Below are 19,159 nucleotides of genomic sequence, written 5' to 3' on the forward strand. Positions count from 1 at the left end.
CTCATTGGGTAGTGAGACGTCCATTGATGGAAGTTTTACGTAATAGTGCTCGGTCATTAGTTATTCAACATATTCTGCAATTGTTACTTTTACACCTTTTGTATCAACGTGTACGGCTTTAATATCATAGCTAGGGAAAAGTGGTTTCATCTTTTCAACAAAGTGATTTACTCGATTTTTTGCGATAAGTGAAATGACAGTAGGTCCTGCGCCACTAATAGCTGTACCATATGCTCCTGCGTCTTTTGCCGTTTGTCGAATTTCATGATAGTTAGGAATTAAGTTTGCACGGAACGGTTCGTGAAACAAATCATGCTCCATAAATTCACCAGCTCGTTTGTAATCTTTTAATAATAAAGAAGCAGTTAACATATTTGCATTAGCACTAGCATGAACTGCATATGCTTTATCATAATTTGAAGGTAATACTTTACGAGCTTCTTCTGTTTTCAATTCTACATCTGGAATAAAAACAGCAAATGCTGCGTCAACATCTTGGACGTTTATTAATTCAAGTTGTCCGTTTGGTAAGGTAGCACCAATTGTCAAACCACCACATACAGAAGCAGAGGCATTATCTGGGTGACCTTCTATTTTAGAAGCTAAACGACAACGTTCATCAATGGAAAGGTTTAAATCACATACTTGGTTTGTAATTTCAATACCAGCGACAATTGCAGCTGCACTACTACCAAGTCCACGTGCCAAAGGTAATTCACTCCACATAATAACCTTGCATGGAGGTAAACTAACGTTATAACGTTCTGCTGTTTCAGTTGCAACTTTGTAAATTAGATGATCTTCAACGGTAAATTTTTCTGGAAGATGAATTGAATGATGTTCAAATTCCCAATGATCATGAAGGGTAACATCTAAATCAAGATATAGTCCTAAAGCTAAACCAATAGAATCGAATCCTGGCCCGAGGTTAGCAGTGCTACCTGGGACAGAAATTGACCATTTTTTACTCATACTAATCCCTCAATATATTTACGAATTTCTTCTTCATCATTTGGTAGTGAAACCATGTCCACTGTGGAAGCTTTCACAGCAGTATCAGGATCTTTTAATCCATTACCCGTTAATACTGCTACTACACGACTTCCTTTAGGGATAGATCCATTTTCGACTGATTGGAATACACCGGCAACTGATGCTGCTGATCCTGGTTCAGCAAAGACACCTTCTTTAGATGCGATTTGGCGGTAGGCGTTTAGAATCTCTTCATCTGTAACAGATCCAATTTTACCTTCAGATTCGTCCCGAGCAGCTTCTGCTAATTTCCAACTTGCTGGATTACCGATACGAATAGCAGTCGCAATTGTTTCAGGATGTGCGATCGGTTCACCTTTTACGATTGCAGCAGCACCTTCCGCTTCAAAACCAAACATTTTTGGTAATTTTGTTTCTTTTTTCTCATGATATTCTTTGAAGCCTTTCCAGTAGGCGCTGATATTACCTGCATTCCCAACTGGAATAGCTAGAACATCTGGTGCATCACCCAATTGATCACAGATTTCAAATGCAGCTGTTTTTTGTCCTTCTAATCGATATGGGTTAACAGAGTTTACTAAAGTAACGGCAGTTGTTTCACTAATATCTCTTACAACTTGTAGTGCTTCATCAAAGTTTCCGTCAATTTCAATAATTTTTGCACCATACATGTAAGCTTGAGCGAGTTTACCTGCAGCTACTTTACCTTTTGGAATAACAATAATTGCTTTGATTCCTGCGCGAGCAGCATATGCAGCAGCTGCGGCAGAAGTATTACCAGTTGAAGCGCAAATTACACATTTGCTACCTTCTTCGATTGCTTTTGCTACAGCCATTACCATTCCTCGGTCTTTGAAAGAGCCAGTTGGATTTAATCCTTCAAATTTTACATGTAAATCAATTCCCAGTTCTTTTGATAGGGTATCTAAATGAATTAGAGGTGTATTACCTTCATGTAATGTTAAAGCAGGTGTTTCGTCAGTTACAGGTAAAAATTCTTTGTAGTGATCTAAAAGGCCCTTCCACATATGTAACATTCTCCTTTGTATATAAAATCTTTTAATGTTCATTCTATAAATACAAGTGTTTTTCTATAAGAGACATTTTAACGCATTTTATGTCTTGTTTTCAATAGCTTCTCTATAAATTTTCGAAACTATTTGAATTTATTTTACATCTTGTCACAAAATATATTTCTGTGTATAGTTGTATTTACAAGTTAATTTACAAATGTAAAGACACATGGAGGCTTTTAAAATATGAGACAAGCAGTAAATACACAGTCGGTTTCACGTAATAAGTTACTAGGTGTAGCAGGTATCGGTTGGTTATTTGATGCTCTTGATGTGGGAATTCTATCCTTTATTATTGCAGCACTTGCAAAAGATTGGAATTTAACAACCGGTCAGATGGGGTGGATCGGGAGTATTAACTCTATTGGGATGGCTGTCGGTGCTTTTATATTTGGTATTTTTGCCGACCGAATTGGTAGAAAGTCAGTTTTTATATGGACATTAGTTATTTTTTCAGTAGCAAGTGGCTTATCAGCTTTTGCTTCTAGTTTAACCATATTCATGGTATTACGATTTTTTATTGGAATGGGTCTTGGTGGAGAACTTCCAGTTGCTTCCACTCTAGTTTCTGAAAATGTAGCAGCCAATGAAAGAGGAAGAGTCGTTGTTCTATTAGAAAGCTTCTGGGCTGTCGGCTGGTTATTAGCAGCACTTATTTCATATTTTGTGATCCCACAATACGGTTGGCGTGTAGCGCTGATATTAACTGCTATTCCTGCAATTTACGCCGTTTATTTACGTTTACATTTACCAGATTCACAACAGTTTACAGCGAAAAAAATGCCATCAAGAAGTATAGTTCAAAATTTAAAAGATGTTTGGTCAAAACCTTATAGTAAACCGACGTTGATGTTATGGGTTGTTTGGTTTACTGTTGTATTTTCTTATTATGGAATGTTTTTATGGTTACCAAGTGTCATGGTTTTGAAAGGTTTTAGTCTAATTAAAAGTTTTGAATATGTTCTAGTTATGACGTTAGCACAGTTACCGGGGTATTTCACTGCAGCATGGTTGATTGAAAAGGCTGGGAGAAAATTTGTATTAGCTACCTATTTGCTAGGTACAGCTATTAGTGCTTTAATATTTGGCTTAACAGATGTAACATGGATTCTAATTGTTTCTGGAATGCTTTTATCATTCTTTAACTTAGGAGCATGGGGGGCACTTTATGCATATACTCCTGAACAATATCCAACAGTGATTAGAGGAACTGGAGTAGGCATGGCCGCTTCAGTTGGTCGAATAGGAGGAATTTTGGGGCCATTATTAGTGGGAACATTAGTGGCAAATGGAATTTCTATTGGTTGGATTTTCTCTATTTTCTGTGCATCAATTATAATTGGAATCTTAGCAATTCTATTATTGGGGAGAGAAACAAAACAAGAAATCTTACAATGATGTTTAATCAAAAGGTCATTTTCAGAAAATCGAATACTATATAGGTGGTAATTACTGATTACCGTTCTTTAGAACAAAAGGTATCGAGTTCTCGATACCTTTTGTTTTTTTTCAATGAAGATTACAATATGCTGCATAGCGGAAAATCAGCGGCTTCAAATAGAAAAGACTGTAGGTCAACTCAAATTTCTTTGAGGATATCTACAGTTTTTTGTCTAATAGACAGATAAATACCTGGTATTATAAGCGTATTTTGGTAATTTCAATCACTAAAAGTGTGAAGTTTTTTAGAACTTTTAAGAATAGACAAGATTAGAATAATGGAAATTCGGGAAATACTTAGGCTTAAGAGTAAGTATTTTCTAAATATCTCGAGTAGAAATGATTATTTCTACTATTTAAAGGGAGGATTCTCATAATGAGTAACAAAGACAATAAAGATATTTCAAGACGTGACTTCCTGAAAACAACGGGTATAGCTACTGGAACATTGATCGGTGGAGGTTTAATAGGAGGATTGATTGGCTATAACTCGAACAAAATGGCTATGCCAACAAAATCACCAAATACTACAAATAATACAACAAACAAAACGGCTCAAACCAGCGAAGGTAAAATGTTCTTTACTACAGATAAAGACTTTAACATTATTGCTTCTGCAACTGAACGTATTTTCCCTAAAGATGATTTAGGGCCAGGAGCAATTGATTTAGGGGTACCCTATTTTATCGACCGACAATTAGCAGGGCAATACGGTAGTAATTCAAAAGAATATATGCAGGGACCTTTTGAATCCGGTCTACCTACACAAGGTTACCAATCTCGTTTGACTCGTGCAGAAATCTTCAGACAAGGTATTGAAAAATTAGATACGGAGGCTGAACAACGTTATAAAAAAAGCTTCACAGATATTTCAGATCAAGAGAGGGATGTAATCCTTACTGCATTTCAAAAAGATGAAGTGAAGATGCAAGGTGTTACTGCGAGTTTCTTCTTTAATTTACTTCGTTCAGCAACCTTAGAAGGTGCATATTCTGATCCATTGTATGGTGGAAACAGGAATATGGAAGGATGGAAAATGAAGGGGTTCCCAGGTCACCAAATGTCTTATATTAATGTGATTGAAAAACCAGAATTCCAAAAAATCGAACCAAGATCACTAGGTATGCACTAATCAGAGGAGGTTATAAACAATGGTTAAAACTATGCCAAAAGTTGATGTAGTAACTGTTGGAGTTGGCTGGACAGGTGGTATCGTTGCTGCAGAATGTACGAAGGCGGGCTTAAAAGTTGTAGGTCTTGAAAGAGGGAAATCACGTGGGACTGTAAACTTTGCCAACGTTCATGATGAATATCGATATGCAATTCGTTATGAGTTAATGCAAGATTTATCGAAAGAAACAGTTACTTTCCGCAATAATCGTAGACAAAAGGCATTACCAATGCGTCAGTTAGGTTCTTTCTTACTTGGTGAAGGTCTTGGTGGTGCTGGTACTCATTGGAACGGACAAGTATTCCGTTTTTTACCATATGACTTTGAGATCAAAACAATGACAGATAAAAAGTACGGAAAAAATTTCTTGGGACCTGGTTACCAGTTTCAGGATTGGGGTTTGAATTATGATCAAATGGAACCATACTTCGATAAGTTCGAGAAAACTTCAGGGGTTAGTGGTGAAGAGAATCCATTAGGCCCAAAACGTTCTGATAAATATCCAAACAAACCAATGAAGAAAACACCTCTACTTCAAAAATTTGAAAAAGCATCACAAAAGTTAGGGTACCACCCATATATGATGCCTTCAGCAAATTTGTCTGCACCATACAAAAACATATATGGTGAAACAATTAACGCATGCCAATATTGCGGTTTTTGTGAGCGTTTTGGTTGTGAATATGGCGCAAAAGCTACACCAGAAGTAGCAGTTATTCCGGCTGCTTTGAAAACTGGAAAATATGAAATTCGCTTTGATTCGAATGTTGTTGAAGTTCTTACTAAAGGGGGAAAAGCAACAGGAGTTAGATATATAGATACAGTAACAGGTGAAGAATATATTCAACCTGCAGATGTTGTTGTTTTAACTTCATATATGATGAATAATGCAAAGTTATTAATGGTATCAAAAATCGGTACAATGTATGATCCTGCTACTGGTAGAGGTACACTTGGACGCAATTATTGCTATCAAATTATGCCGGGAGCAACAGGATTCTTTGATGAACAATTTAATATATTTATGGGAGCAGGATCACTAGGTGAATGTTTAGATGACTTTAATGGTGATAACTTCGATCACTCTAAACTTGGATTTATCCACGGTGCAAATATTGCATTAACGCAATTAGGTCTGCGTCCTATTGGGAATAACCCAACACATATTGATACACCAATATGGGGAGCAGCATTCAAAAAAGATTCTATTACAAACTATACGCGTTCATTAAGTGTTGGGGGTCAAGGTGCTTCTATTCCTTACAAAGAAAATTTCTTAACTTTAGATACTAGATACAAGGATGTTTATGGTGTTCCATTATTACAAATAAACTATGACTTCACGGATCAAGATAAGAAATTACACAAATTCATCTCTGCTAAATGTGGAGACATCCTTAAAGAGATGGGGGCTAAAAAAGTTGAAGTTCGTGCAGATCTTACAAACTACAATATTGTACCTTATCAATCTACTCATAACACAGGTGGAACAGTTATGAGTAAGGCACCAGAAGATGGTGTAGTAAATAATTACTTGCAGCATTGGGATTGTGAAAATTTATTTGCAGTAGGCGCAGGAGCTTTTGCGAATAACTCAGGGTATAATCCAACAGACACAGTTGGTGCTTTATCTTTCCGTTGTGCCGAAGGGATTATTAAATATTCTAAAAAAGGTGGTTCATTAGTTTAATAACAGCTCTGTTATTAAACGAATATCCTTAAAAGGGAGGATTAGACATGGGTTTTAGTTCAATCGGCGTTCCGGGGTTAATCGTTATTTTGATAATCGTATTAATCGTTTTCGGGCCAAAAAAATTACCTGAAATTGGATCTGCAGTAGGCAAAACTTTTTCAGAATTTAAAAAATCAACTCGAGATTTGATAGACGATGATGAGACAAAAAAGGAAAAATCAACTGCTGATAAAAAGGAAATATAACTAGAGGGTGTTCGTATGGATCCGTATGAAGAAAATGCAAAAAAAGTACTGAGCCCTTTGGATATGAATAGTAAAGAAGAAATAGAGGGAACAGTAGGAGAAGAGCTATCCCTTGAATCAGGTAACGCTGAAATTAACTCTCGCTCGCATACTTTAGATGAACAAGAAAACAAGGAAGAAAATTCTTTAGTTGAAAAGAGTGCAGCTTTTGTTGAACATTTAGCAGATTTAAGAAAACAACTCATAAAAGGTATCGTTATTTTTATATCCTTTTTCATTATAGTGTTGTCAACTGTGAATTATTGGCTTCCATATGTAACAAGAGGACATAAGCTAGTTATTTTAGGACCGCTTGAAGTGATAAAATTTTATATGTCCATCTCTACAACATTGGCACTAGGGCTTTCTTTACCATTCTTGATGCATTTTATATGGACTTTTATTAAACCAGGATTAAAGGAAAACGAAAAAGGATTTCTTGGATTATATTCGCCAGTGATGCTTGTATTATTTGTGGTTGGTGTAGCATTCGGCTATTTTATCCTACATCCATTAAGCTATGATTTTCTTGTGGGGATAGGAAAATCAAATTTTAATGTAATGATTTCAGCTAGTCAGTATATGAGTTTTCTTGTTATGACTACCATTCCAATAGGTTTGATGTTCGAATTACCGATTATAGCAATGTTTTTATCAACAATAGGTGTATTATCTTCTGTCACAATTAAGAATATCAGAAAATGGGCATACGTTATTATGGCTGTTGTTTCGGCTGTCATTACACCGTCTCCGGATTTCTTTAGTCAAATTATTTTGCTGATCCCTATGATATTGTTATATGAAATTAGTGTCTTGTTTGTAAAAAGAATTGAACAGAAACAAGCTGGAAAAATGCAAGAGAAAAGTGCTAATGCATAAGTTGTTATTCATTACTACGGTTTGTCTGATAAAAACTAATGATAGGTGAAGAGTTGTTTTAATAATTTGTATGAATGGAAGCTTGCAAATTAAATTTTAATTGTTACAATGTAACTAAGTTAATAACATGGTTTGAGCAATTGAGAAACCTTTAATAGTCTAAACACGAGAAAAGTGTGATGGGCTTATTAAGGTTTCTCTTTTTTTATGCTCAAAAAAGGAGGAAAAAATGATGGGTTCAGCTTCTTCATTAAAACGTGCAGAAAACATTCAACAACTTCAAAACCAAGAATTCGATTTAGTGGTAATTGGGGGAGGTATTACAGGATCGGGTATCGCGTTAGATGCTACTACTAGAGGGCTAAAAGTGGCACTAGTAGAAATGCAGGATTTTGCTTCAGGTACATCAAGTCGTTCTACGAAACTTGTTCATGGAGGTTTACGCTATTTAAAACAATTTGAAATAAAAGAAGTGGCTGATTTGGGAAAGGAGCGTGCCATTGTATACGAAAATGGCCCGCATGTAACAACTCCAGTTTGGATGTTATTACCTTTTCATAAAGGAGGTACTTTTGGTAAATTTACAACGTCAATTGGTTTACGTTTATATGATTTCTTGGCAGGAGTTAAAAAAGCAGAACGACGCTCAATGTTAAATGTTAGCGAAACTATACAGAAAGAACCTTTGGTAAAAAAAGAGGGATTACTTGGTAGTGGCATTTATGTTGAATATCGTACGGATGATGCAAGACTTACAATTGAAGTCGCAAAAGCAGCAATTGAATACGGAGCTGTTATGTTGAATTATGTAAAAGCAACAAGCTTTGTCTATAGCAACAATCATCAACTCGTTGGGGTAGAGGCAACAGATGAAGTAACGGGTGAAAAATTTAAAATAAAAGCCAAAAAAGTTGTAAATGCTGCCGGACCTTGGGTAGATAAAGTTAGAGGATTCGACGGAAACCAAAATGGTAAACACTTGATACTTTCAAAAGGTGTGCATATTGTTTTTGATGAAGCAAAATTCCCGTTGCATCAAGCTGTATATTTTGATACACCTGATGGACGAATGGTGTTTGCAATTCCTCGAAATGGGAAAACATATGTTGGAACTACCGATACTTTTTATAACGGAGATCCTAAAATAATGAAAGTTGCGCAATCGGACCGTGATTACCTTATGAATGCTATTCACTATATGTTTCCAGACGTCAACGTAACCGATGCAGATATTGAATCAAGTTGGGCTGGAGTCCGCCCATTAATCCATGAAGAAGGTAAGAATCCTTCTGAAATTTCACGTAAGGATGAGGTTTGGGAATCTGCATCAGGATTAGTCACAATTGCAGGTGGTAAATTAACAGGATATAGGAAAATGGCTGAAACAGTAGTAGACCAAATTGCACGGGAGTTACAGGAAAAGTTCCATATTAAATCTTCTCCATGTGTTACAAAAAATTTACCTATTTCCGGTGGTAATATAGGAGGGGCAAAAAACTTAGAAAAACTGATTGAATTAAAAAGTTTAGAGGCTCAAAAATTAGGCCTATCCCAAGAAGAAGCAACAAAGTTAGCTCATCATTACGGTGCAAATATTGACCAAGTACTTGAATATGTAAAAGAAGGACATAAGGTACTTCCAAAAGGTATTTATGCTCAATTACGATATGGGATTGAACATGAATTAGTTGTACATCCTGTTGATTTCTTAGTACGTAGAACTGGGAATATGTTTTTTAATATTGCAAGTGTTATCGAATATAAAGATAGTATTATAAAAGAAATGGCAACAATTTTTAATTGGAATAAGGATGTTTACAAGAAATATGAACATGAATTATTAGAAGAAATCAGGAAAGCTACCATTGCATACTAATGTTATAGTACAATAGGTAAGTAACTCAAGGAGATTATAAAATGCCTTTAGAAGAACAGCGTATAATACCAGCAGCACGCTCCATAAAACAGTTTGATCGTGTGTTGCGGAGTCCGTTTGAATATGTCGTATTATTAGAAACACATATTAGTCAGCTACCTTTGCTTAAACAATTAGCGGTAAAGAATAATAAGAAACTCATTATTCATGCTGACTTAATTCATGGATTGAAAACAGATAATTTTGCAGCTGATTATCTATGTAATGATATTAAACCCGCAGGTATTATCTCTACACGTTCTAATATGATTTTAAAAGCCAAGGTAAAAGGGATTATTGCAATTCAACGTGTATTTTTGATTGATACAATTGCTTTAGATAAGAGTTACTCATTGATTGAACAGACATCGCCAGACTATATTGAATTACTACCAGGAATAATTCCGGATATGATTCACGAGGTCCATGCCTATACTAAGATACCTGTAATCACAGGAGGATTAGTCAGAAGTGAACAACATGTTCAGCAAGCTTTAGAAGCAGGTGCAATAGCCGTGACGACTTCCAGAAAAGAATTGTGGGAACGTTTTCAATAAAGTGTTGACGAATGGCTTAACTATCTATAAAATGGCAATTAAGTTAATAGCTGTGGTTGAGTTTAGGAGTCCGCATTTAAAGAAATAGCATAAGTTTGCTATTTCTTTAAATGTGGTTTTTTTATTCGCCACAATTATCACAAAAGGGGGAATTTTACATGTCCACATTTACAGCAGAGTTAGTTGGTACAATGATATTAATTTTATTTGGAGGAGGCGTTGTAGCCAGTGTTTCTCTAAATAAATCAAAAGGATTTGGAGGCGGTTGGGTAGTTATTACTCTTGCTTGGGGTCTTGCTGTTTCTATGGGTGCATATGCTGTAGGAGGAATAAGTGGTGCTCATTTGAATCCGGCTCTAACCATCGCATTAGCGACGATAGGGAAGTTTCCATGGTCAGACGTTCCAATGTATATTTTAGCTCAGATGCTTGGAGCTTTTCTTGGTGCAGTATTGGTTTATTTTGTATACTTACCGCATTGGAGTGCAACAAACGATTCAGAAGCCAAATTATCTGTATTTAGCACAATGCCTGCTATTTATAGTCCATTATCTAATCTAATCACTGAAATAATCGGAACTTTTGTGTTAGTTCTTGGGATTTTAGCGATTGGTACTAATAAAATGACTGATGGTTTAAATCCATTTGTTGTAGGATTATTAATTGTAGTAATTGGGATGGCTCTAGGAGGTCCTACTGGATATGCGATTAATCCAGCTCGTGATCTTGGTCCACGTATAGCACACTTTATCCTACCAATTCCGGGTAAAAGAGATTCAGGTTGGGGTTATGCTTGGGTACCTATTGTAGGTCCAATTATTGGTGGTGTTTTTGGTGCACTATTTTATCAACAGATTTTTGAAGGCAAATCTAGTGTTTTATTTTGGGTAGTGCTTGTCATTATTTTAGTAATCTTTATAGGTGCTCAATCAACGGTAAAAAAAGTAGAAAAATAATATAAATAGGAGGTAATAGTATGTCTGAGAAATACATTATGGCTTTAGACCAAGGTACGACAAGTTCTCGTGCAATTTTATTTGATAAATCAGGTAACATCTTCCATACAGCTCAACAAGAATTCCCACAATACTTTCCACAATCAGGATGGGTAGAACATAATCCTGAAGAAATTTGGAGTTCTATTTTGTCCGTTATTGCTGGTGTGCTTTCTGAGAAGAATGTAAGCGCTGACCAAGTTGCAGGTATAGGAATTACCAATCAACGTGAAACAACTGTTGTTTGGGATAAAAACACTGGTGAACCTATTTATAATGCCATTGTTTGGCAATCTCGACAAACAGCGGGAATCTGTGAGGAGTTGAAAAAACAAGGCTATAACGATTTGTTCCGAGATAAGACCGGCCTATTAATCGACGCTTACTTTTCAGGAACAAAAGTTAAATGGATATTAGATCATGTTGAAGGAGCTCGTGAGAAAGCCAAAAATGGTGATCTGTTATTTGGTACGATTGATACTTGGTTAATCTGGAAGTTATCAGGTGGAAAAGTGCATGTTACTGATTATACCAATGCTTCCCGCACATTAATGTATAATATTCATGAGTTAAAATGGGATGAAGAATTACTAGATATTCTCGGTATTCCCGCTTTAATGCTTCCGGAAGTTCGGCCATCTTCAGAAATTTATGGTTCAACAAGTACGACTCATTTCTTTGGCCAAGAAGTTCCGATAGCTGGAGTGGCAGGGGATCAACAAGCCGCTTTATTTGGTCAAGCATGCTTTGAAAAGGGAATGGTCAAAAATACTTACGGTACCGGTTGCTTCATGTTAATGAATACCGGAGAGACAGCAGTTAAATCTGAACATGGGTTATTAACGACAATCGCTTGGGGAGTTGACGGTAAAGTAAACTATGCTCTAGAAGGTAGTATTTTTGTTGCGGGATCAGCTATCCAATGGTTACGAGATGGTTTACGTATGTTCCGTAATGCTGCTGAAAGTGAACGCTATGCTGAAAAAGTAGATTCCACTGAGGGTGTTTACGTAGTACCTGCATTTGTAGGTTTAGGAACTCCGTATTGGGACAGTGATGTGAGGGGAGCAGTATTTGGCTTAACTCGCGGTACGCAAAAAGAACACTTCATTCGTGCCACATTAGAATCTCTTGCTTATCAAACAAAAGATGTATTAGATGCCATGGAAGCCGATTCAGGCATCTCTCTAAAAACATTACGTGTAGATGGAGGAGCAGTAGCAAATAATTTATTGATGCAATTCCAATCTGACTTACTAAATGTCCCTGTCGAACGTCCTTCTATTAATGAAACAACTGCTTTAGGTGCTGCCTATCTTGCAGGACTTGCAGTTGGATTTTGGGAAAGTACAGATGCTATTTCAAAACACTGGCATTTAGATAAACAATTCATTCCAGAAATGACTGAAGTAAAACGTGATGAACTATATACAGGCTGGAAAAAAGCTGTTCGTGCTGCACAACTGTTTAAATAGCCCTACAGAGAAGTCTTTATATGAGAGTTTGAGGATAGAAAAAGTTAGCTTGCTACTTGATGGTAGCAAGCTATTTTTATTTTGTTGTATTTTCAGGAAGCGGATATTTAATTGCGTTTTTTATCAATTTCTCTTTCACTGCTTTTTCTAAATCGACGTGCATACAATCAGCCATCTGAATAAGATATATTAAGACATCTGCCATTTCTTCGATAATCGCCTGTTTATCTTTTGCAATGGATTCTTCAGCAGTTGTCCATTGAAAACATTCTAGCAACTCGTTTGCTTCAAGTGAAATGGATATCGCTAGATTTTTTGCATCATGGTTGCCATCCCAGCCACGATCATTGCGGAACTTTAAAACTTCTTTCGTTATTTCTTGCATATTGTAACCCACTTTCGATAAAGAATATAATAAGTTAATTATATAGAACTTTGTCGAAATATACAGTTGCTACTAAATGTTTAAAAGGACGGGATTTTGATGAAAACACAATTGAAGGATATAGAGCCGAGGCTAAATGAGATATTTGACTACTTACATGCTAATCCGGAGATTGCTTGGCAAGAATATAATACGACAACTTATATCACCAATCTTTTAAAGCAAGAAGGCTATGAGGTGCATACCTTTTCAAATAGCACAGGATTGTATGTAGAAATTGGTCATGGTAAACCAGTTATTGGTTTACGTACAGATATGGATGCATTATTGCAAGAAGTGGATGGGGAAATGCGGGCAAATCATTCTTGTGGACATGATGGGCATATGACTATGATTATAGGTGTGCTTTTAATGATCAAAAAACTGAAAACACAATTTAAGGGTACTTTACGAGTATTATTCCAACCAGCTGAAGAAAAAGGAGAAGGTGCACTATCATTTGTAGAAAGAGGTCTTATAGATGATATCGATTATTTGTTTGGTGTTCATTTAAGACCTATTCAAGAACTTAAGGATGGTACATTTTCTCCAGCTTTACATCATGGTGCATCAATGATGATTGCTGCCGAAATATATGGAGTAGAAGCACATGCAGCTAGACCGCATTTGGGTAAAAATGCGATTGAAATTGGTAGTAGCTTAGTTGAATCATTGAAATCAATTCATATTGACACGATGATTCCTTATTCAGTTAAAGTAACAAAATTTCATTCAGGAGGAGAAGCAGGGAATATTATTCCTGGAAAAGCTTTTATTAATCTAGATGTGAGGGCTCAGACCAACGAAGGAATGAAAGTGTTAGTGGAGGACATTCATCGGATAGTTGAAGCAGTGAGTACTTTATATGATGCGAAAATTGTTTTAAAAGTTTTGACGGATATTGCTGCAGCAAAAGTGGATGAGGATGCTCAGGAAATTTTAGAACATGCCATTATTCAGTCAGTCGGCCTGAAAAAAGTACGACCACCTCTTTTTACACCAGGAGGGGAGGATTTTCATTTTTATACAAAGCAACGTCCTGATGTGAAGACAACAATGCTAGGCGTAGGATGTGGCTTAACACCAGGATTGCACCATCCAAACATGACGTTTAATAGAAAACAACTAATTACAGGAGTAGAGATTCTAACACGTACCGTTTTATGTGCATTTGAATATGTAAAATTAAAACAAGAAACTACACAATAAAGATAGGAGAGTGGTGACGTTGAAGATTGATCATGTGACCATTCGACAACTGAAAATGCGTATGAAATCACCATTTGTCACAAGCTTCGGTTCAGTACAGGAGAAACAATTTTTAATTGTAGAAGTAAAAGATGCAAATGGTTTAGCAGGCTATGGAGAGGGTGTAGCTTTTGAAGTACCTTGGTATACAGAAGAAACGTTAAAAACAAGTTTGCATATATTAAACGATTTTCTTATACCAATGGTATTGCATAAGGAAATAGGACATCCATCTGAAGTAAGTAAACTATTCCATGTAATTCGCCGTAACAATATGGCCAAGGCGGCTATGGAGACGGCAATATGGGACTTATATGCAAAGCAAAATAATCTACCTTTAGCAACAGCATTAGGTGGAATAAGACAGACTATTGAGGTAGGAGTAAGTATTGGTATTCAACCAACAAATGCAGAACTTTACGGGAAAATTGAGCATGCTTTAAACGAAGGGTATAAGCGCATAAAGGTAAAAATAAAACCCGGATTAGATGTATCGCTTATTCGAGCTATACGTGATCGATATCCAGATGTTCCTTTAATGGCAGATGCAAATTCTTCTTATACATTAGAGGATATGCCCATATTAAAAGAACTAGATCAATACAACCTATTAATGATTGAACAGCCTTTAGCAGCGGATGATATCTTGGAACATGCAAAATTGCAACGTCAAATCAAAACACCTATCTGTTTGGATGAGAGTATTTGTTCTTATGATGATGCTAAAACAGCCATTGAACTAGGAAGTTGTGGCGTGATCAATATTAAATATGCTCGTGTTGGTGGTTTAACGGAAGCAAAAGATATTCATGATTTGTGCGAAGAAAATAATATTAAGGTTTGGTGTGGTGGAATGTTGGAGGCTGGTGTAGGTAGAGCTCACGCTGTAGCACTAACTACTTTATCAAATTTTGTACTGCCAGGGGATACAGCTGGATCTAACCATTATTGGGAAGAAGATATTATTGAGCCTGAAGTCAAAGTAAATGCAGGGCTAATTCATATTCCACAAGAACCAGGAATAGGTTATCGAATTAATTACGCAGCATTAGAACGCTATACGGTGAAACAATATCAATATCGTTAAAAAGGGTTCTGTTAAGTAATATTTTTTAATAAAGTCAAAAAAAAGGAGTTGTCTGGAAAGTAAAATCAAATGATAAACAAAGTAATACTTTTTTGCTATGTTGACTTTCGTTTCATGCGGACGCTTTCCGCGGGCACAGCCTCATCCTTCTCCTCTCGCTCCACACAGTCCGAGTGCTTCGAATTGTGCGATGTTCATCGCGAGAGTCGTCGCCTAAAACGTAGATCAACAGGTATAAATTCTAAATAAAAATCTGTTTACCAATAAGCAGATTTTTATTTTTTTAGTATCTTCTTTGAGTAAAAACTACTTTTTAGACAGCTCCTTTGAAATAATTATCAGATATTGAAACTTCTATTACATGTTTTCTTTATACTACTTATAGATAGCTAGTTGATGAGGTCCTTCCTGTTAATGTGCGATAAATATTTTACTCATATAAAACTCATCAATATAGTTTGAATTGATCTTTACCGATTTGTTTCTTTGTCCATCAATTGTAAATCCGAACTTTTCATATAATGCAATTGCTTTTTTGTTAGTTTGGAAGACGGAAAGTTCTAAACGAGTAATGTTATTTGCTTGAGCCCATTTTTCAGCTTCACTCATCAATGCTGAACCTATACCATGGTTAGCAAATCTTTCGAGTACACCCATTATAATAGAAGCGCAATGTTTTGAACGGGGGGCATCGTTTCCTATAATAGAAATAAAACCACCAATCTCACCATTAATAATTGCAACTAAAATAGTTCCGGAATCTGTAACCTTCCATTTTGTAATAAGCTTTCGAAAACTCTGTACCGAAATGGTATTATCACTTTTTCCATATAACATATAATCAGATTCTGCAACCAATTGTTGATATAGCCCAATTACATCACGTGCATCATCTAATTCGATTGGACGAATAATATATGTTGGTTGATCACTTGCTTGTAAGTCTAATTGAGAATTAGTAAGATTAGTCGTTGGTTTTTCAAACGTTACATAATAACCTAATTGAATATCTGATACATTGTATCCATATTCAGTCCAAGCAATATAATGCTTCAATGGTGGTTTTGTTTTCATCCACCAACTTTTATTTAGATAAGAGGCGTTAGGTAGTGGTTGACCCATAATAGTTTCTATTTCAGAGAAGGTTAAGGTGATTTTATCCTCTGTGGTTGCTTCAAAGTAAGCAGCTAGTGGTATGTATTTTTTTTCAATCTTTTTTTCCATTTGAACCCCTCTTTATTTTTGATAAATAATATATAGAAATATTAACATAGGATCAAAATGAATTGCACTGTTTTTTCACGGAAATTTCACTTGACAGAAAAAACGTTTCATAACGATTTTAAAGTATCCATTTTTCCTTAAGTCTGCAGCCTTTTTTCTTTTACAATAGATCAATTAGACTGTTGATTCTATGGAGGTCTACAAAATGAAAGTTCCTCTTTACTAAAAGGAACTTTCATTCTTTTTCGTTTCTAGATGTGATAAAATAAAATCGGAAATTGTAGTTAAATTATAGGAGGAATTGTAATGAGTAAAGTCCTTGTTTTCGGGCATAAAAACCCTGATACAGATACAATTACATCTGCACTAGTATATGCATATTTAAAACAACAAACTGGAGTTGAAGCGGAAGCTGTTCGCCTAGGTGAACCAAACAACGAAACAGCTTATGCATTAGAAAAATTTGGTTTTGAAGCACCACGTCTTGTTGAAAAAGTGGCTCCAGAAGCTTCTCAAGTAATCCTAGTTGATCACAACGAACGTCAACAATCTGCAGATGATATCGCAGAAGTACAAATTACTGAAGTAATCGACCACCATCGTATCGCTAATTTTGAAACATCGGATCCATTGTACTATCGTGCTGAACCAGTTGGTTGTACAGCAACCATTTTAAACAAAATGTTCAAAGAAAATGATGTTGAAATCCCTGCAAATTATGCTGGATTAATGCTTTCTGCCATCATTTCTGACACGTTATTATTCAAATCTCCAACTTGCACAGAACAAGATGTAAAAGCTGCCAAAGAACTTGCTGAAAAAGCAGGTGTTAATGCAGAAGAATATGGACTTGCTATGTTAAAAGCGGGTGCTGATTTAAGTGACAAATCTTTAGAAGATTTACTTTCTCTTGATGCAAAAGAATTTTCTATGGGTGATCATAAAGTAGTTATTGCACAAGTAAATGCCGTTGATGTAAATGATGTTCTTGATCGTCAAGGTGAACTTGAAACATTACTTACAAAAGAAGTTGAAGAAAAAGGTTTAGATTTATTCTTCTTTGTCGTAACTGATATCCTAAATAATGATTCAGTAGCGGTACCAGTAGGTAAAGTAGCTGAAAAAGCTGCACCAGCATTCAATGCAACATTAGAAAATAACCGTGTTGTACTAAAAGGTGTTGTATCACGTAAAAAACAAATCGTGCCTGCTCTAACTGATGTATTAAAATAATTTCAATGAAAACCAAAAAGACTGTCCACCCATTACTTGAGTTGGACAGTCTTTTTTATTTTTTTAAATTTAATGGTTTTACTGCAGGCCCTTCTAATACAGAGCCATCTTTTGCAAATCTTGAACCGTGACATGGACAATCCCACGTTTCATCTGCTTCATTCCATCTTGTTTTACAACCTAAATGTGTACATCTAGGCATGGAGCTTCTTGTTACATATCCTCCAACTAAATCAATTACTGTTTGACCACCAACTTTTAGGGCCTGTAATAAGGCATCACCAATCGATGTGTGCTTTGGAGAGTAAAGATCTATACCAGAGTTTGGCCGTCCTAAGATTCCATCGCTGACAATTTGACCTGCAACAAGAGAATTAGATATACCCCATTTTCTAAAGCCTGTAGCAAGCCAGATATTCGGATGACCTGAGCTGATTTGCCCTACGTATGGAAGTAAGTCTGGGGTTTCAGGATCTTGGGCAGACCATTTGTATTGAATATCGGAGGCAGCGAAATTTCCGTATGCCTCATTTTCAATGGCTTCGTAAAAAATATTCGTATTCGATGATGAACCGGCACGTTGTGAGGAACCGACTAGTAATGTGTAATAATCATCATCTATTTGAACTGTGCGGACAGAACGATTTGGCTGATCAATAGATAAGTATTGACCTGAATACGGTTCAGAACATTTAAAAGCAATCATATAGGAGCGGTTTACTTTGAGTTTTATTAGCTGCAAACCGATAATGGCCTCTAATGGATAATGAGAGCAAATGACTAATTCTTTACAGTGAACTGTGTGATTATTTTCTAGTTCTACATAGGGTTTTGATACATTAATATGGGCTACACGAGAGTTTTCATAAAACTTAGCTCCCGCCTTAATAGCCATATCTATAATCCGTTGTCCAAAAAGAACTGGATGAATTTGGGCTTGGTCTAACATAGCGACAGAGGCCTTCATCTCATATGGAATTTCTCCCTTTTCGCCAAAAGTACCAGGTATGTGCAATTGTTTATAAGCAGCCCATTCATCTTCTAGCTTCTTTATATTTTGCCCTTCTAATGTATACAAAAAGGACGTTGCGGGTTGAATAATAGAGGAGTCCACTAAATCCAAGGCTGTAGAAATTGCCTTTTGATTTAATTCGTAATAAAGCAATGCAGCTTCTTGTCCAAATTTTTCTATAATCGATTGGTAAACGGGACCGTGTTGTGCTGTTAATTTTCCAGTTGAATGTCCTGTTGCACCGTGCAGTAAAGAATTTCCTTCAAGTACTACTACTTCCTTACCTGCTTTTGCTAAATGATACGCAGTCATAATACCACTAAGGCCACCACCTATAATACAAACGTCTGTCTGTATTGATTCTTCAAGAGGCGATTTAGCGTACGATCGTTTATTTTGCAACCAGATAGATGAATTCATTTTATGAATCTCCTACTTTTTAAAAGTAGCATGTGC

At 36.1% G+C, this 19,159-nt stretch carries 17 protein-coding genes; 12 read left to right on the forward strand and 5 right to left on the reverse strand.

Annotation, left to right across the window (positions count from 1 at the left end; all coding sequences use genetic code 11):
- Positions 1–60: 60 nt before the first annotated feature.
- Both thrB and thrC read right to left on the reverse strand, forming a co-directional pair.
- Entirely contained in the window at positions 61–972 is a 912-nt protein-coding gene (gene thrB / locus CEF14_RS15680) for a homoserine kinase (protein WP_102693689.1), read from the reverse strand.
- Positions 969–2,021, reverse strand: a complete 1,053-nt coding sequence (gene thrC / locus CEF14_RS15685) for a threonine synthase (RefSeq protein WP_102693690.1) — start codon at positions 2,019–2,021, stop codon at positions 969–971. The genes thrB and thrC overlap by 4 nt, the downstream gene beginning before the upstream one ends.
- Positions 2,022–2,252: 231 nt before the next feature.
- Between thrC and CEF14_RS15690 the strand changes: the two genes are divergently transcribed.
- From CEF14_RS15690 to glpK, 9 genes are all read left to right on the forward strand, one after another.
- Positions 2,253–3,464 carry an MFS transporter gene (locus tag CEF14_RS15690; protein ID WP_102693691.1) on the forward strand — a complete coding sequence of 404 codons (1,212 nt, stop codon included), beginning with the start codon at positions 2,253–2,255 and terminating at the stop codon, positions 3,462–3,464.
- A gap of 418 nt (positions 3,465–3,882) precedes the next feature.
- A complete protein-coding gene (locus CEF14_RS15695; RefSeq protein WP_102693692.1) occupies positions 3,883–4,638 on the forward strand; it encodes a gluconate 2-dehydrogenase subunit 3 family protein in 756 nt (251 codons plus the stop codon).
- Between the two features lie 19 nt (positions 4,639–4,657).
- Positions 4,658–6,367: a GMC family oxidoreductase gene (locus tag CEF14_RS15700; RefSeq protein WP_102693693.1), complete on the forward strand. Its 1,710-nt coding sequence runs from the start codon at positions 4,658–4,660 to the stop codon at positions 6,365–6,367.
- A gap of 47 nt (positions 6,368–6,414) precedes the next feature.
- Positions 6,415–6,615: a twin-arginine translocase TatA/TatE family subunit gene (gene tatA, locus CEF14_RS15705; protein ID WP_102693694.1), complete on the forward strand. Its 201-nt coding sequence runs from the start codon at positions 6,415–6,417 to the stop codon at positions 6,613–6,615.
- A gap of 15 nt (positions 6,616–6,630) precedes the next feature.
- Entirely contained in the window at positions 6,631–7,533 is a 903-nt protein-coding gene (gene tatC, locus CEF14_RS15710) for a twin-arginine translocase subunit TatC (protein WP_102693695.1), read from the forward strand.
- Positions 7,534–7,765: 232 nt separating this feature from the next.
- Entirely contained in the window at positions 7,766–9,409 is a 1,644-nt protein-coding gene (locus CEF14_RS15715; RefSeq protein ID WP_102693696.1) for a glycerol-3-phosphate dehydrogenase/oxidase, read from the forward strand.
- 41 nt (positions 9,410–9,450) lie between these two features.
- The gene (locus CEF14_RS15720; RefSeq protein ID WP_102693697.1) at positions 9,451–10,005 is read left to right on the forward strand and encodes a glycerol-3-phosphate responsive antiterminator; all 555 of its coding nucleotides are present in this window, start codon (positions 9,451–9,453) and stop codon (positions 10,003–10,005) included.
- Positions 10,006–10,163: 158 nt separating this feature from the next.
- Positions 10,164–10,961: an MIP/aquaporin family protein gene (locus CEF14_RS15725; protein ID WP_102693698.1), complete on the forward strand. Its 798-nt coding sequence runs from the start codon at positions 10,164–10,166 to the stop codon at positions 10,959–10,961.
- A 20-nt stretch (positions 10,962–10,981) separates the two neighbouring features.
- Entirely contained in the window at positions 10,982–12,475 is a 1,494-nt protein-coding gene (gene glpK / locus CEF14_RS15730) for a glycerol kinase GlpK (RefSeq protein WP_102693699.1), read from the forward strand.
- Between the two features lie 76 nt (positions 12,476–12,551).
- On the opposite strand, the gene CEF14_RS15735 is transcribed toward glpK, so the two are convergent.
- Positions 12,552–12,860 (reverse strand): nucleotide pyrophosphohydrolase, encoded by a 309-nt coding sequence (locus CEF14_RS15735; RefSeq protein WP_102693700.1) that lies wholly within the window; start codon positions 12,858–12,860, stop codon positions 12,552–12,554.
- 99 nt (positions 12,861–12,959) lie between these two features.
- Between CEF14_RS15735 and CEF14_RS15740 the strand changes: the two genes are divergently transcribed.
- Both CEF14_RS15740 and menC read left to right on the forward strand, forming a co-directional pair.
- A complete protein-coding gene (locus tag CEF14_RS15740; protein WP_102693701.1) occupies positions 12,960–14,108 on the forward strand; it encodes a M20 peptidase aminoacylase family protein in 1,149 nt (382 codons plus the stop codon).
- A 19-nt stretch (positions 14,109–14,127) separates the two neighbouring features.
- Entirely contained in the window at positions 14,128–15,234 is a 1,107-nt protein-coding gene (menC, locus tag CEF14_RS15745; protein WP_102693702.1) for an o-succinylbenzoate synthase, read from the forward strand.
- A gap of 411 nt (positions 15,235–15,645) precedes the next feature.
- Here menC and CEF14_RS15750 read toward each other — a convergent pair whose 3' ends face one another.
- Positions 15,646–16,458 carry a GNAT family N-acetyltransferase gene (locus tag CEF14_RS15750; RefSeq protein ID WP_102693703.1) on the reverse strand — a complete coding sequence of 271 codons (813 nt, stop codon included), beginning with the start codon at positions 16,456–16,458 and terminating at the stop codon, positions 15,646–15,648.
- A gap of 306 nt (positions 16,459–16,764) precedes the next feature.
- Between CEF14_RS15750 and CEF14_RS15755 the strand changes: the two genes are divergently transcribed.
- Positions 16,765–17,691, forward strand: a complete 927-nt coding sequence (locus tag CEF14_RS15755; protein WP_102693704.1) for a manganese-dependent inorganic pyrophosphatase — start codon at positions 16,765–16,767, stop codon at positions 17,689–17,691.
- Between the two features lie 55 nt (positions 17,692–17,746).
- Here the strand turns inward: CEF14_RS15755 and CEF14_RS15760 are convergent, their stop codons facing one another.
- Positions 17,747–19,123 carry an FAD-dependent oxidoreductase gene (locus tag CEF14_RS15760; RefSeq protein WP_102693705.1) on the reverse strand — a complete coding sequence of 459 codons (1,377 nt, stop codon included), beginning with the start codon at positions 19,121–19,123 and terminating at the stop codon, positions 17,747–17,749.
- Between the last annotated feature and the right edge of the window lie 36 nt (positions 19,124–19,159).

Source organism: Rummeliibacillus pycnus (assembly GCF_002884495.1).
GTDB lineage: Bacteria > Bacillota > Bacilli > Bacillales_A > Planococcaceae > Rummeliibacillus > Rummeliibacillus pycnus.

Excerpts from the sequence above, each read along its gene's own strand:
- CEF14_RS15740 (WP_102693701.1), top strand. The coding sequence starts at position 12,960 with ATGAAAACACAATTGAAGGATATAGAGCCGAGGCTAAATGAGATATTT.
- CEF14_RS15725 (WP_102693698.1), top strand. The coding sequence starts at position 10,164 with ATGTCCACATTTACAGCAGAGTTAGTTGGTACAATGATATTAATTTTA.
- CEF14_RS15735 (WP_102693700.1), bottom strand. The coding sequence starts at position 12,860 with ATGCAAGAAATAACGAAAGAAGTTTTAAAGTTCCGCAATGATCGTGGC.
- CEF14_RS15715 (WP_102693696.1), top strand. The coding sequence starts at position 7,766 with ATGGGTTCAGCTTCTTCATTAAAACGTGCAGAAAACATTCAACAACTT.
- tatC (WP_102693695.1), top strand. The coding sequence starts at position 6,631 with ATGGATCCGTATGAAGAAAATGCAAAAAAAGTACTGAGCCCTTTGGAT.
- CEF14_RS15750 (WP_102693703.1), bottom strand. The coding sequence starts at position 16,458 with ATGGAAAAAAAGATTGAAAAAAAATACATACCACTAGCTGCTTACTTT.
- thrC (WP_102693690.1), bottom strand. The coding sequence starts at position 2,021 with ATGTGGAAGGGCCTTTTAGATCACTACAAAGAATTTTTACCTGTAACT.
- thrB (WP_102693689.1), bottom strand. The coding sequence starts at position 972 with ATGAGTAAAAAATGGTCAATTTCTGTCCCAGGTAGCACTGCTAACCTC.
- CEF14_RS15695 (WP_102693692.1), top strand. The coding sequence starts at position 3,883 with ATGAGTAACAAAGACAATAAAGATATTTCAAGACGTGACTTCCTGAAA.
- tatA (WP_102693694.1), top strand. The coding sequence starts at position 6,415 with ATGGGTTTTAGTTCAATCGGCGTTCCGGGGTTAATCGTTATTTTGATA.
- CEF14_RS15690 (WP_102693691.1), top strand. The coding sequence starts at position 2,253 with ATGAGACAAGCAGTAAATACACAGTCGGTTTCACGTAATAAGTTACTA.
- CEF14_RS15720 (WP_102693697.1), top strand. The coding sequence starts at position 9,451 with ATGCCTTTAGAAGAACAGCGTATAATACCAGCAGCACGCTCCATAAAA.
- CEF14_RS15755 (WP_102693704.1), top strand. The coding sequence starts at position 16,765 with ATGAGTAAAGTCCTTGTTTTCGGGCATAAAAACCCTGATACAGATACA.
- CEF14_RS15760 (WP_102693705.1), bottom strand. The coding sequence starts at position 19,123 with ATGAATTCATCTATCTGGTTGCAAAATAAACGATCGTACGCTAAATCG.
- CEF14_RS15700 (WP_102693693.1), top strand. The coding sequence starts at position 4,658 with ATGGTTAAAACTATGCCAAAAGTTGATGTAGTAACTGTTGGAGTTGGC.
- glpK (WP_102693699.1), top strand. The coding sequence starts at position 10,982 with ATGTCTGAGAAATACATTATGGCTTTAGACCAAGGTACGACAAGTTCT.